This window comes from Mycobacterium sp. IDUB_24 (assembly GCF_055419385.1).
Window position 1 is genome coordinate 342,346 of sequence record NZ_JBVAXO010000007.1, and the last position, 13,592, is coordinate 355,937.

Annotated in this window: 11 protein-coding genes; 4 read left to right on the top strand and 7 right to left on the bottom strand. The window is 65.7% G+C overall.

Going from position 1 to position 13,592, the window contains the following annotated elements; translation table 11 throughout:
- Positions 1-14: 14 nt before the first annotated feature.
- Positions 15-3,260 carry an arabinosyltransferase domain-containing protein gene (locus tag ACZYZF_RS24330; protein WP_463837051.1) on the bottom strand — a complete coding sequence of 1,082 codons (3,246 nt, stop codon included), beginning with the start codon at positions 3,258-3,260 and terminating at the stop codon, positions 15-17.
- A gap of 109 nt (positions 3,261-3,369) precedes the next feature.
- On the opposite strand from ACZYZF_RS24330, the gene ACZYZF_RS24335 reads away from it, so the two are divergent.
- Positions 3,370-3,945: a TetR/AcrR family transcriptional regulator gene (locus ACZYZF_RS24335; protein ID WP_463837053.1), complete on the top strand. Its 576-nt coding sequence runs from the start codon at positions 3,370-3,372 to the stop codon at positions 3,943-3,945.
- A gap of 48 nt (positions 3,946-3,993) precedes the next feature.
- Here ACZYZF_RS24335 and ACZYZF_RS24340 read toward each other — a convergent pair whose 3' ends face one another.
- The 3 genes from ACZYZF_RS24340 to ACZYZF_RS24350 all read right to left on the bottom strand — a co-directional run bounded on the left by ACZYZF_RS24340 (position 3,994) and on the right by ACZYZF_RS24350 (position 7,471).
- A complete protein-coding gene (locus tag ACZYZF_RS24340; RefSeq protein ID WP_463746007.1) occupies positions 3,994-6,180 on the bottom strand; it encodes a hypothetical protein in 2,187 nt (728 codons plus the stop codon).
- A gap of 225 nt (positions 6,181-6,405) precedes the next feature.
- Entirely contained in the window at positions 6,406-6,867 is a 462-nt protein-coding gene (locus ACZYZF_RS24345; RefSeq protein WP_463746553.1) for an SRPBCC family protein, read from the bottom strand.
- A gap of 133 nt (positions 6,868-7,000) precedes the next feature.
- On the bottom strand, positions 7,001-7,471 hold the full coding sequence (locus ACZYZF_RS24350; RefSeq protein WP_463746008.1) for a MarR family winged helix-turn-helix transcriptional regulator: 471 nt from the start codon (positions 7,469-7,471) through the stop codon (positions 7,001-7,003).
- A gap of 155 nt (positions 7,472-7,626) precedes the next feature.
- On the opposite strand from ACZYZF_RS24350, the gene ACZYZF_RS24355 reads away from it, so the two are divergent.
- Genes ACZYZF_RS24355 through ACZYZF_RS24365 form a run of 3 tightly spaced genes read left to right on the top strand, consistent with a single transcriptional unit; the run spans position 7,627 to position 11,439 of the window.
- On the top strand, positions 7,627-8,121 hold the full coding sequence (locus ACZYZF_RS24355; RefSeq protein WP_463746009.1) for an MmpS family transport accessory protein: 495 nt from the start codon (positions 7,627-7,629) through the stop codon (positions 8,119-8,121).
- Positions 8,100-10,958, top strand: coding sequence for an MMPL/RND family transporter (locus tag ACZYZF_RS24360; protein WP_463746554.1), 2,859 nt, complete (start codon positions 8,100-8,102; stop codon positions 10,956-10,958). The genes ACZYZF_RS24355 and ACZYZF_RS24360 overlap by 22 nt, the downstream gene beginning before the upstream one ends.
- A gap of 1 nt (position 10,959) precedes the next feature.
- The gene (locus ACZYZF_RS24365) at positions 10,960-11,439 is read left to right on the top strand and encodes a hypothetical protein (protein WP_463746010.1); all 480 of its coding nucleotides are present in this window, start codon (positions 10,960-10,962) and stop codon (positions 11,437-11,439) included.
- 94 nt (positions 11,440-11,533) lie between these two features.
- On the opposite strand, the gene ACZYZF_RS24370 is transcribed toward ACZYZF_RS24365, so the two are convergent.
- The 3 genes from ACZYZF_RS24370 to ACZYZF_RS24380 are packed head-to-tail and all read right to left on the bottom strand — an operon-like array spanning position 11,534 to position 13,592.
- Complete coding sequence (locus tag ACZYZF_RS24370; RefSeq protein ID WP_463746011.1) at positions 11,534-12,244, bottom strand: anti-sigma factor; 711 nt, start codon at positions 12,242-12,244, stop codon at positions 11,534-11,536.
- Positions 12,241-12,822, bottom strand: coding sequence for a sigma-70 family RNA polymerase sigma factor (locus ACZYZF_RS24375; RefSeq protein WP_463746012.1), 582 nt, complete (start codon positions 12,820-12,822; stop codon positions 12,241-12,243). The genes ACZYZF_RS24370 and ACZYZF_RS24375 overlap by 4 nt, the downstream gene beginning before the upstream one ends.
- 2 nt (positions 12,823-12,824) lie before the next feature.
- Positions 12,825-13,592: a DUF1295 domain-containing protein gene (locus tag ACZYZF_RS24380; protein WP_463746555.1), complete on the bottom strand. Its 768-nt coding sequence runs from the start codon at positions 13,590-13,592 to the stop codon at positions 12,825-12,827.

Genomic DNA, 13,592 nt, shown 5'->3' on the forward strand with positions numbered 1-13,592 from the left:
GACTGGGTGAATACTCACGGTCCGATGCGGATCGGGCCGGGGCTCCAGAGCCCACTTCGAACGGCCGTCCCGAGCTGCAAATGGGCTTCGGGAGCATCGACGACGGGTGTGAAACGGCGCAGGGAGCCCCAGTCGCGGCCCCAGTCCCGGGACAGGTACGTGGGCATCACCTGAGCCCGCAGTATCAGATCGGTGACACCCAACGGGCCGCCGTTTTCGCCGGATTGCCAGGTGTCTGGCATTTCGATCTTTGCGGGGTAATCCGGTGAGATTCGGTAGTGGGGTAGCTGGGTGACGCCGTTGGCGTGCAACATGGGCTGCTGGCACGGAAATACCAGTCCCACCGCCCAATCCAGTAGCACCGGCTGTGTGGAGCCGAGGTATTCCTGCATCGATCGGAGCTCAGGTACGCGCGGCGGGGTGACGGCGACCCAATCTCCCGGATCCAGTGAGCGGTCGTCGGCGACAATTCGGACGTAGGAGGCGTCGGCGGGGATGGCGGCGCGCGGGAAACGCAGATTGCGCCAGGCTGGTTGCGGGCCGATGTCGTACGGGAGGAGTCGCCCGCCGGGTACGGGTGCGCCGTCGGGTCCGGGTGTGCCGTATTCCAGGGCGACGGTTTGAGCGGCGGTGTGGCCGGAGAGGACGCTGTCGCCGGTGATGGTCCCGGCTGCGGTGATCACCACGAGCGGGTGGGCCGCGTCCGCGGCCGGAAGCCGGTACCACCCGGAAGTGAGCGTGCTGACTTGCTGAGGGCCGGTGGTGAAGCTGCCCGCCACCGGGACGCGGGCGGGATCAAGTCCGTAGGGCAACACGACGCTGGAACCGTTGACCCCGGGCTGATCCAGGGCGGTTGGCGCATCCCAGTCGTAGTCGGTTCCGGATTTCGCCTGGCTCTGCCAAATAGCCTCTGCCAGTGTGTGTTCAGGTGCGCCATTCGGGTCGAAGCCGATCGGCTCGGCACCGCCCAATGGCCCCAGGGTGCCGTAGCGTCCGGGCACCGGCGCGAGGAATCCGGTATTGACGTCGGGCTCGACGAGAACATCGTCGGCCAGCCCGCATCCACCGGCCAGCTCGCGCAGGTTGGCCCAGCCGTTGGAGTAGCTGGGGTACTGCTTGACCGCTCCCGTCAGCATCGATCCGGTGCACACCACCACCATCAGCCCGGCTGCCACGGGCACCGGTGCCGAGGTCAGCATCCGGGTCAGCCGCGCGGGAGGTCGCCGCGGTGGGACCAGGTGCAGCCAGCCGGCGTAGGCAGCGGCCGCCAGACACAGCCAGAGGAACACGGCGCTCGCGGTGACCGGACCCCAGTGCGGGCTGCTGTCGTTGAACGGCACCCCGTAGCTGGAGACGTACCAAAACCCGTTGGTAGAGGCGAAGCACAGGGCGAGAACCAACAGCACGATGGCGAGAAACGCCGTCTGGTTGCGTCGTGAGCGCAGCACCGTCGGACCGAAGAGCACGGTGGCCACTGCTGCCATCGCCGCGCCGGCGGCGGCGAACAGCCCGAAATGGTGGATCCACTTGGTCGGGGCGAACGTCAGCAGGAAGATGGTGGCGAAGATAACCCCCATCAGTCGCCACACCGGTCCGACTGCGAGCCCGGGTATTCGCTTGCGGCGCAACAACAGCAGCATCGAGGCGAACAGGCAGGCCATGGTGATCAAGATGCCGAAGCGGCGGGACAACGCGGCGTCGGTGGTCTGCAAGAAGAGGTAGAAATAGCGCAGATTTTCGGTGTACCAGGGCTGCGCGGGCCCGATCGCAGTGCGCACTGTGGTGGCTTCGCGCACCGCTGCCAAGGTTTGGTCGGCGAAGATCACCGTGAGGACCACAAAGCCGGCTGCGGCCAGGGGCAGCAACACCGGCCAGATCCCCACCGATTTCGCGCGGGCGACGATGATTCGCACGATCGGACGGCCACCGGCCAGCAGAACCGCCACGGCGATGATCCCGGTGGGCTGGATGCCGAGTGTGAACGCGGCCACGACGATCGCCAGCCCGACGGGTGTGGCCCGCCGTGTCGCAATGGCCCGCTCGACAAGGACATAGGTGATGAGGGCACCGGTGGCGATCTGACCTTCAGGCCGCAATCCGTTGTTGAACGGCATCCACGCCGCGATGAACACCAGCGCCGCTGCCCACACCGCGGCACGGTTTCTCACCACCGCTCGTCCGAGCCGGGGCAGAACTTCCCGGGAGAGCAGTAGCCAACACACCAGCGCGCAGATCAAGTCCGGCAGGCGCAACCACAGGCTGGCGTGACTGACGTGGGTCATCGCCGCGATCAGCTCGTAGTACCAGCCGAAGGGATCCTCGGGGCTGCCGTACCAACGGAAGTAGTTGGCCATGTAGCCGGCATGGCTGGAGGCGTTGGCCATGCCGAATTGGTAACCGTCATCGGATGATCCGGCACCGACGACAAACCAGACCACCGACAACACGATGACGGTGGCATCCACCGCGGTGAAGGTGCGCCAACGGGTCGGAACAAGGCGCCGCGCGCGCCGCCCGTCGAGGCGGTCAAGTCGCCACAACGCCAACAGCGCGACGATCGTGCCGAGGATGCCGGCGATCATCGCGGCGGTCTTCAGCGGTGACGGGGAGCTGGTGTAACGGGTGTCGATGGTCGCGGAGAACGACAATCCGGCCGGGGCGGGACCGCTCAGGTCGGTGAACACGCCGACGATCTGGGGCCGCAGGTTCGCATCACCAAAGCCGCCGCGCAACGGCCCGCCGGTGTCCGTATCGATCAGTCCTTCGACCGCGGCGAACGTGCCTGCGATCGAGGAGGACAGCTGCAGCCGCTGACACTGCGGGTCGCTCAGTCGGCTGCGCGGCACGCTGAGGACCACCACGTTGCGGGCGATCACGTCGACCCGTTGCGCCGTGGCCGTGACGAACAGTCCGTTGAGCATTGCCTGCTTGCCGGCCGTCGGCACCGTGCTCAACACCACCCCGCCCGAGGCAGGCATATCGCGAAACACGGTGCACGGCACCGACGCATCCAAGGACACCGGGGTCAGTGCGACCAGCGGTGCGGTCACACTGACCAGCCGCCCATCCTGCGGCCACTGCAGCGACGCGGTGGTCTGCACCACCGGCAACACCGGGATCAGTGCGCTGGCCACGAACCCCACCAACCCCGCGATGATTGCAACCCATCGCGTCACCGGCAACGGTCGGCGGCTGTGTGCTGCCGGCGCCTCCGAGAGCCCGTCTCCGGACGCAGAGGCGACGTCCTCGACCAGGCTCACCGAGCGTCCCTCGCCCTCGTGTTCGCGCGCACCGCATCATCAGTATCTGAAGCGAGTGTTACAGTCAAGCGTGCCGCGACCGTTCGACCGCGACAAGCGCGAAGAAGTATTGGCCACCGCGGGCGCGATTTTGGCGCGCACCGGAGTCGTCGACACCTCGTTGCGTGAGCTCGCATCCCAGATGGGGACCAGCGCTCGGATGTTGGTGTACTACTTCGGCACCAAAGAGCAACTCATGCTGGAAGTGTTGAATCGCCAGCAGCGCGCGGCCATACCGGAGACGGAGCATCTGGACCTGCCGGAGTCGATTGCGGCACATCGTGAATGGTGTTTTGAAGACTGGTATGAATGCACGCGTGGCGAGCGTCGTGACAGCCTGCGCATCGTGCTGCAGATCTTCGGCGCGGCGTGCGGCGTCGACAGTCCCTATCGCGAATACACCTGGGACACCCTGTCGCTGTTGACGCGCAACTCCAAGGCTCGTCTTCTCGCGCTTGGGATGCCTGCCCGCGTCGCCGAGACCCGCTCGCGCATCGCGCTGGCAACCTTCCAAGGCTTGATCATCGAATACTTCACCGCGCCCGACCCGACCTTCGTCGACGAGACATTCGCCAGGTTCGTCGACGAATTCCTCCTCGCGCCCTTCGGGCCTGCCGGCCCGCCGGGCGCCGAGGACACACGTTGATCGGAGGCTGACCCGAAAAATCCGATCTGCCAGACGACTCCGCCGGGGTTACCCGTGACCGCACATCGGAGGCGGGCACTTCGGGCCCTTCGGTGACGCCGGCTCCGATCGCGGCTGTTCCGAACGTTGCTGAGGAGCTTGCCGCTGTGCCGGGGCCTCGCGGACCGGCGGTTCCTGTCGAGCGGGCGCCTCCCGAGGAGGTCGTTGCCGAGCAGGTGCCTCTTGCGGAGGTGCCTGCCGGGCGGGTTCCTGCCAGACCGGTGCCTGGCGCTCAGGAGCCTGATACGTGGGAGCCGGGGCCTCCTTGGGAGCGGGGGCCTCGCGCTCGGGCGCTGGTTCCTGCCACACCGGCGCCTCGCGCTCAGGGGCCTGGGTGGGGGCCGGTGCCTCGGGCTCGGGTACCTGGACCTTGGGCGCCGGATCACTCTGCGCCGGAGGCTCTTCCGGTGTATTCCGCTGCTGCGGAGGCTCCTGTTGTCTCGGTGCTTCTTGGGGGCCCTGCGGCTCCGAAGCCGGCGCCTGCGGATCAGGAGCGGTCTGGCGCGGCGCGGGGGCCTCGCGGGGTCGATCCAGCGCCGGGCTGGGTGGGCTCTCCGGTTCCGGCTGGTCTGGCGACGCCGCGGCCGGGTTCGGCCGGTCAGCCCGCGGTGGCGTCTCCGGCAGCCCCGGGGAAGGATTCAGGCCTGCTTCGGGCGCCGGTGCAGTGTCCGGCTTTCCCCGCGGTTTGTCGATCGTCGGCGGCGTGTAGGCAGGTACCGGCGACAGCTTGGGTGCGTTGAACCCGGGCGACACTTTCGACGGCGGCGCAGCCGGTGCGGGTGCCGCCAATGCCGGTGGTGCGGTCAACGACGCTGGCGCAACCGATGGTTGGTGGCGTTCCTCATGGGCATCGGGTCGTTGCCCGAATGTCGACGGCGGCTGCCACCCGCGAAGCGTCTTGGTGTCCGGCGTGAGGTCCCTGGCGAAGTCGCGTGCGGACTTGTCCCCGAGCTCCTTCATCAGGGGACGGGCGGTACGTGTCACCTTGTCATTCGAGATGAACTGTGTCAGTGAGGCATTCAGGTTCACCACGGGCGACGAAACGTGGATGTTGATGTTCGTGCCCACCCTGACGGCCGGCGGTGCCCAATCGCGGTTGCGCGGATTGTGCCAGTCTCGGTTCCTGTTCCAGTTCTGGTACAGGTGCGGGTCGAAGCCGTGGGCCCGATCCCAGTGTGTACGGCGGTACACCGGGTCGTAGTTTCGGAACTTCCACCGGTAGTACTGCTGGTATGGATGATGACGGTCGTACCAGCCCTGGTTGCGGCCCTCCCAGGGGCGGTCGCGGTGCTGGCCCCATTCGTTGCAGCCATTGCGGTCCCAGCCGTGGCGGTCGTAGCCGGCCCAGTTATAGCCCGCCCAGTTGTAGCCCCAGCGGTCGTAGCCCCACCGGTCATATCCCCACCGGTCATATCCCCACCGGTCGAAGCCGACGAAGTCGTAACCGTACTGGTTGTAGCCACTGAGGTCGTAGTTGTACCAGCTGCCGGAGTCATAGCCGTAGAGCTGTCCCCAGGACGGGTCGTAGTAACCCAGGTTTCCCAGGTTGGGTGTCACCGGCGGGTCAATCGGCTGAGGCCAGTCGGCCATCGGGGCGTCTGGAACGCCGGGCGGCGCTGGGACGTAGTCGTCGGGTGCGCCGTATCCCCAGGTCGGCGCGGCCGCGCTGGTCAGTGCCACATCGTCCTGCTGCAGGTCGGGGGCCGGCGGCGCCGCCGGAGGCGGTGCGGGCAACGGCGCGAGTTGGAGCACCGTATCGGGTGTGTACTGCAGCAGTTGTTGTGTCAGTTGGAGATAGAGGTTTTGCAGGCTGGTGCGCTCAGTTGACGGCGACACGAAGTCCAGGTCCTGCTTGGCTTGATTGAGCGCGGTGCGGGCGTCGGTCAGCTCATCGGCGGTGGGTTGCTGTCCACTGCCGAGAATGTCCTGCGCCTTCTTCAGATCATCTACGACAGCGGTCAAGGCGACGTCTTGAGCGTGGCCGGGAAAAACCGTCCGTGCAACGCCCCACAGAGCACCTCCGGGTGAGGTCTCATAGGCCGCGCCGAGTAGGCCAACGACGAGAACTCCGACCATTGCGGCGGCGACAGTTGCTTTGGCTCGGCGTGAGCCGGGTACGAGCCTTCGCCGCCTCGGCGGAGGCTCGGGAAGCTCTACAACATTCTCGCGGACCGGTCGGGGCCCGAGAATCGTCATGCCGCCCTCCTCAACTACGGCCGATGGCCGTGCTCGCGCCGCTCCCGACCGCGCGGATACAGATGTCCCGGTGCACTGACGTGGTTCTGCCGGTAGGTAATGCCTACCACAACTGCTAAGTGCAACTAAATTTTATTTATTCCCATGACGGATGCCAGCATCGCGCGAGATTCTCATCAACCCATAGCTGTCGCACAGGAATTCACAGGAAGGCTGGGTTTGCGGCTATTGCTCGCCGGTCTCCACGACGGCCTTGATCCGCTCGAGGGTCTTGCGCATGTCGCGGATGTTGCGGCGCTGACGGAGTTGCCCGCCGAGCAGTGAGAACACAGTGGTGAAAGCTCCCGGCGTCATCCGGAAGGATTCGGTGACGTCGGTCTCGGTTCCGGCCGGCTCCAGGCGGTAGTGCCAGTTGTTCACTGCTCGGTCGCCCACCAGGACCGCGAAACCGAACTCACGCCCGGGATCGCAGGCCGTCACCTTGCACGTCGTCCAGTAGATGGGACCGATCTCGTTCCGTTTGACGTGTCCCCGGAACCGCGCGCCGAGGGCAGGACCGGTGGCACCGCCGAGCCACTCGGCTTCCATGACCTCCGGCGAGAACTTCCCGGTGTTGCGCACATCGGCGATGAGATCCCAGATGCGATCCGCCGGTGCGGACATGCGTACGGTTGCTGAGCCTTCCATGGACATGGGGTCCGCCTCCTCGGGGCAATGGCGTCAACGTAACACCGGGGCGGACCGGGACTACGGGTTTCCAGGGGTTCGTAGCGCCCCGCGGCCGTGTGATCGTCGACGCGTGAGCGTTTCCCGGGCCACGCTAAGGATCGGCGGGTGCGCCGGTGTCGGCGATCTCGCGCATCTGGTCGATGAGCCGTGCTGCGACCTTGGCGGCGAGCCACAGCGCCGTCTGGTCGTCCTCCGGCAAGCTCGCCAGCAGGTCGGCGATGCGCTGCTTGCGCACCACGGCCCGCTCATCCCACAGGCGCCGGCCGCCCTCGCCGACTTTGACCAGGCAAGCGCGGCCGTCGTCGGGGTCGCTACAACGCTCGACCAGCCCCTGATTTTCCAGGCGCTGTACAAGCTGTGTCATGCCCGACTGGCTCGCGCCCTCCGCCTCGGCGAGTGCGGTGACGCGCATCGGCCCCTCGCGGTTGAGGCGAACCAGCACCAGTGTCGCGCTCGCGCTCAATCCTTTGCGATCAGCCAGATGCCGCCACATCAGATCAGCGCTCGACACCAGCAACTCCGAGACGGCTTCCACGCTGCCGGTGGCCGGCTGACTGCTCACAGCTCATTTATATCACTGATAGGAAGGAATATTTCGAGGGTTGATGCCTGCACTCCGCGAATGATCGCTGTCAGCTGTCAGATTGCTGTAAACCTGCGCGCAGTGCCAGCTCAACGCTTGAGATTTAATTCATATATGCGATATATATATCGATCATGATCGGGGAGCAACCTGCGCGCGAACGTGGCGATCGAGCGGATCGTCGAGGTGGCCGCAGACCACGAAGCCGAACGATCCTGCAGAACGGCTGGCTCCCCGTCGTCACCGCCATCGTGGTCGGCATCGGAGCCTTGGGAGTCTGGAAGGTGCACCAGATGTCCGAACCCGGCCCTGTGCCCACCGTCCTGGCCGCGCAGGCACCGGAGCAGTTCACCCCCAAGCAACTCACCTACGAGGTGTTCGGCTCCGTCGGCGACGGTGGGATGCTGAGCTACGTCGACATCGACGGGCACCCACACAAGGTCGATGTCACCGAGCTGCCCTGGACACATACCGAGACGACGACCCTCACCGTGGTCTCCGGCAGCATCTCAGTGCAGGTCAACGGTGGCGAAGTCGGATGCCGAATGCTGGTCAACGGCGTTGTGCGCGACGAACAATCGTCCACCCATACCGAGGCCGACGTCACCTGCCGGGTGAAGTCCGCATGAGCACACATCGGGCCAACCGCCCCGTCGTCGCACGGTCGGTGCGCATCCTGGCGGTGCCCATCATCGTGTTCTGGGCGCTTCTCGCCGTCACCACCAACACGTTCATCCCGCAGGTCGAACGGGTCGCCGAGCAACTCGCGGGGTCCATGATCCCGAGCTATGCGCCGTCGCAGGTCGCGATGCTGCGCATCGGGGAGAAGTTCCAGGAGTCCACCTCCACCAGCCTCACCATGCTGGTGTTCGAAGCCGATCGCCCGCTCGACGACGGCGATCACCGGTATTACGACGACCTGATGAACCGGCTCAAGCAGGACCCCGAGCACGTGCAGTACGTGATGGACCTGTGGGGCAAACCGATCACCGCGGCCGGAGCCCAAAGTGTCGACGGCAAGGCGACTTTCGTGCTGCTGCGGCTGGCCGGAAACATCGGACAGCTCCAGGCGAACGAGTCCGTGAACGCCGTCCGGGACATCATCGCCGACGACACCCCACCACCGGGCGTCAAGGTCTATGTCAGCGGCGCCGCGCCGCTGGCAGCGGACACCCTCACCATCGCCAACTCCAGCCTCAACAACATCACGATCCTGACGATCATCCTCATCGTGATCATGCTGCTGGTGGTCTACCGGTCGGTCGCCAACGTGCTGGTGCCGCTCGTCAGCGTGCTGATCGAAATGCTTGTCGCCAAGGGCGTCATCGCGACGCTCGGGCACTTCGGCGTCATCCCACTGTCGTCGTTCGCGGTGAACATCGTCGTCGCCCTGACCCTGGGGGCCGGAACCGACTACGGCATCTTCCTGATGGGCCGTTATCAGGAGGCCAGACAGGACGGCGAGAGCCGCGAAGACGCGTTCTACACCGCCTACCGCAGCGTCGCCCCGATCATCATCGGCTCGGGCCTGACGATCGCCGGCGCGTGTTACTGCCTGAGTCTGGCCCGGCTCGATTACTTCCACACGATGGGGCCGGCGGTGGCCATCAGCATGCTGTTCACCATCGCTGCCGCGCTCACGCTCGCGCCCGCGCTGCTGACACTGGGCAGTCTCTTCGGTCTGTTCGACCCGAAGCGCATGACCAAGGGACATCTGTACCGGCGGATCGCGACCAGCGTGGTGCGCTGGCCGAAACCCGTCTTCGTCGCAAGTACCGCGGTCGTGATGATCGGCGCGGTGTTCGTCCCCACCTTCAAGGTCAGCTACGACGACCGCGCCTACCAACCTGCCGATGGCTCAGCCAATCTCGGTTTCGAGGCCTCGGATCGGCACTTCTCGCAGAGCAAGTTGTTCAGCGAGATGTTGATGGTCGAGAGCGACCACGACATGCGCAACTCGGCCGACTTCATCTCTCTCGACCGCGTCGCGAAAAGCCTCATCCGGCTTCCCGGCGTCGCCATGGTCCAGAGCATCACCCGACCTTTGGGACGGCCGTTGGAGCACGCCACGATTCCCTACCTGTTCACGACCCAGGGCAGCGGAAGCGGCCAGCAGTTGCCATTCAATGAGCAGCAGAACGAGAACACCGACAGGCAGGCCGAGATCCAGGCACGCTCGGTCCAGGTGCTGCAGCAGGTGATCGGGCTGACCCAGCAGTTGTCCGACGAATTCCATTCCACCGTGCTGACGTTGGAAAACCTCAAACAGGTCACCGACGACATGAACGCCGGAATCTCCAATCTCGACGACTTCCTGCGACCTTTGAAGAGCTACTTCTACTGGGAGCCACACTGTTTCGACATTCCGGCGTGCTGGGCGATGCGATCGCTGTTCGATTCGCTCGACGGTATCGACAGCCTCGATGCGGAGATTGCCGATGCGGTCACCTCGTTCGAAGCCGTCGACCGGCTGCTGCCGCAGATGATCTCGCAGCTGGAACGGATGATGTCCGACAGTCAGTCGCTGCTCGGTGTCATCACCAACAACTACGGTCCGGCCCATCTGCAGACCACGCAGACCGATCAGACGTACTACGACCTGATCAACGTGGGCAACGACTTTGACCAGTCCCGCAGCGACGACTTCTTCTACATTCCGCGAGAGGCGTTCGACAACGAGGACGTCAAGACCGGCATGCAGTTGATGATGTCGCCCGATGGGAAGGCCGCCCGGTTCATCGTCACGCACGAGGGCAATGCGATGGGGCCGGAGGGAATCGATCACGTCGAACAGTTCCCGGACGCGATCAAGGCGGCACTCAAGGAAACCTCGCTGGCCGGGTCCAAGATCTACATCGGCGGCGCGGGGTCCAACAACAAGGACATCAAGGCCTATGCTGCGTCGGATCTGCTCATCGTGGCCATCGCCGCGTTCGTGCTGATCTTCCTGATCATGCTGTATCTGACCCGGAGTCTAGTGGCGGCGATGGTCATTCCCGGCACGGTGGCGTTCTCGTACGCCGGCGCGTTCGGACTGTCAATCCTGGTGTGGCAGCACCTGATCGGCCTACACCTGCACTGGCTGGTGCTGCCGCTGACCTTCATCATCCTGGTCGCGGTCGGCTCCGACTACAACCTGCTGCTGATCTCCCGGGTCAAGGAGGAGTCCGGTGCGGGGTTGAACACCGGGCTGATCCGCGCGCTCGGGAGCACCGGTGGCGTGGTGACCTCGGCGGGCCTGGTGTTCGCGTTCACCATGCTGGCCATGCTGATCAGCGACCTGCGCACGATCGGCCAGGTGGGGTCGACGGTGTGTATCGGTCTGCTGCTCGACACCCTGATCGTCCGCTCGTTCGTGGTGCCGTGTCTGTTGCGCTTCCTCGGCCCGTGGTTCTGGTGGCCGACATTCATCCGGCAGCGACCGCTCCGCCAGCGGCAGCCGCTGCAGCAGCAGGCGGAGGTGTGACATGACGACATCGACTCTGTACGGCATCCTGTCGATCGTCTTCTTCGCACTGATCTGGGTGTTCGCCGTCGTGGCATTCGTGTTCACCAGGCGGATGAGGGGTCACGCGCACGTCACGTCGAAGCTCGCCATCGGCACCCTGCCGGCCACGTTGCGCAAGGTCCGTAAACGCGAAGCACTCACCGACGACGAACTGGCTCTCGCGCGACAGGTCCTCGCCGACCGCGGCAGCGTTCTGGCGCTCGCGGTTCCCGCCACGCTGTTCTCCATCGGATGCTTCTATGTCTTCGGCAGCCTCGAGCAGTTGCACGGGCACACCCCGTCAGAGCGAACGTTTCTCGGCGTTTTCCCGATGCTCACCTCGACCAACATGGCGATGCAGATACTGCGGAGCGCGCGTCTGAAGCGGCGGATTCCCGATCCGGCGCCGCCGCAGCGCGAGAACTCAGGTTCGACTCTCCATACCGAGCGCGTCGAGTAGGGCGTTGACGGACAGTTTGCCCAGCGCATCGGAGGCCAGTGGGCTGTCGCCGGTGAGCAGGCGGCGGTCCTGATGCACGGCCCCTTCATACGTGTCACCGCAATGGCAGCTCGGCAAAGATCGGCGTGGTTGGCGTCGTCGAACCACCGCCCGGCTCGACGGTGAAGGCCAACGCCGATGCGTCGCCGAGGTCCGGCAGCACCGCCGTGGTGGACGGCGCGACGGCGGCGGAGTCCATGGTGCCCGCCGACTGTGCACCGCCCCCACGCAGCAGCCACATCTGATAGACCGTGCCGGTTTGTGGCGGCGTGACGCCGTTCATCACCAGCACTCCGGCGTTGCGCGCACGCGAGAACACCACGGTCGCGGTACCGCCGGTGGGGATATCCCCGGATACTGTGCGTACGTCGGGTGCGGCGAAGATCTGCTCGGCGGTCGTCGTCTGCGGGCCGGGCCGCAGCGCGATGCCGACACCGACACCGGCGAGGGCAATGACGACGGCCGCCGCGGCCGCCAGGGCCGCGTTCCGCCAGCGCGACGTGGGTCGCAGCTCACGTACCGTTTCTGAGTTCACTGCTGCCAGCAACTGCTCCCGCAGATGCGCCGGTGGCTCGACCGCCGTGCTCGCCGAGACCCGAGCCATGGTTTCCCGCACGTCCCGAACCTCGCTCGTGAACTGGGCCGCGACCTCGGGCGGGGCCGCTGCCAGGCGCTGTTCGATGTCAGCACGCTCGCCCTCGGACACCGCGTGCAGCGCATACGCGGCAGCCCACTCCATCAGGTCGTGGTCAGCGGGCTGGGTCATGCGGCCCCCAGGCAGTTGCGCAAGCCGCGGAGGGCGTCGCGGATCCGCGATTTGATGGTGGCGAGGTTTGCCGCCAGCCGTTGAGAGACCTGGCTGTAGGTCAGGCCGTCGTAGTAGGCGAGGTGGATGCACTCGCGCTGGGCATCAGTCAGCGCGGACAGGCATTCGGCGACCCGCCGCTGCTCGTCTTGGGTGATCACTGAGTCGGCGACATGATCGGCGGGCGGCTCCAGGCTGGACGCGCCGTAGCGGGACTCACGTTGGCTGGCAGCTTGTTCGGCGCGCACCCGGTCCACTGCCCGTCGGTGTGCGAGCGTCATCAGCCAGGCCATCGCGGAGCCGGCCGTCGGGTCGTAGCCGTCCGCGTTGCGCCACACCTGGAGGTAGATGTCCTGGGTGGTTTCCTCGCTGTAGCCAGGGTCCCGCAAAACCTTGGCGACCAGGCCGAACACCCGCGACCGGGTCTGGTCGTACAGCTCGGCGAAGGCGTCGATGTCGCGTCGGGCGACCCGCCGCAGCAACGCGTCGAGTTCGGCGGTCACCCACAGCAGCCTAGCTACCGGGGACCGCGCCGTCATCTTTATCCAGATCTCGGTGGCATCGGTATGAAAAACGAAGTGCGCGAACAATATTCCGCGAACCCCGGCCGGCCTGCCATGTGCTTCTCTGCCAGTCGGGCACCGGTTGCGTACACCAGGAAGTACGTCATCAAGACCGGGGACAGCACCGTCGCGAGCGACAGCCAGCCGCAGATGCTCGACAGCCACAGCCCCCACCACACGCAGCTGTCGCCGAAATAGTTGGGGTGGCGGGTCCATGTCCACAACCCGCGGTCCATGATGGCTCCCCGATTGGCCGGGTCGGATTTGAATCGGCGCAGCTGATGGTCCCCGACCGCCTCGAACGCCATCCCGACCGCCCAGACCAATATGCCCACGATCAGAACCGGTCGCAGGCCGGCCGGCGTCGGTCCCAAAGTCGATGACAGCTGCACCGGCAGGGAAACGAACCAGGTCGCCGCACCCTGGATCACGAACACCTTCCGCAGTACGTGACCAGCCGAGTAGTCGCCATCCAGCAATTCCTGATAGCGCGGATCCTCACCCTTGCCCGCGGACTTGAGGACCATGTGCCAGGACAGTCGGCCTGCCCACAGGGTGATCAACACCAACAGCAGGATGCGCCGGAAGGGATCGCCGGTACCGAGAAGAGCGCTGACCGCGGCCACCACGATGAACCCGACGCCCCACGCCACGTCGACGACGTTGTACCGTCCGAGGTTTCGGCCGATCAAGAACGTCGCCCCGTGCACCGCGGCGATTGCGGCGAGCGACACCGCGGTCACGAT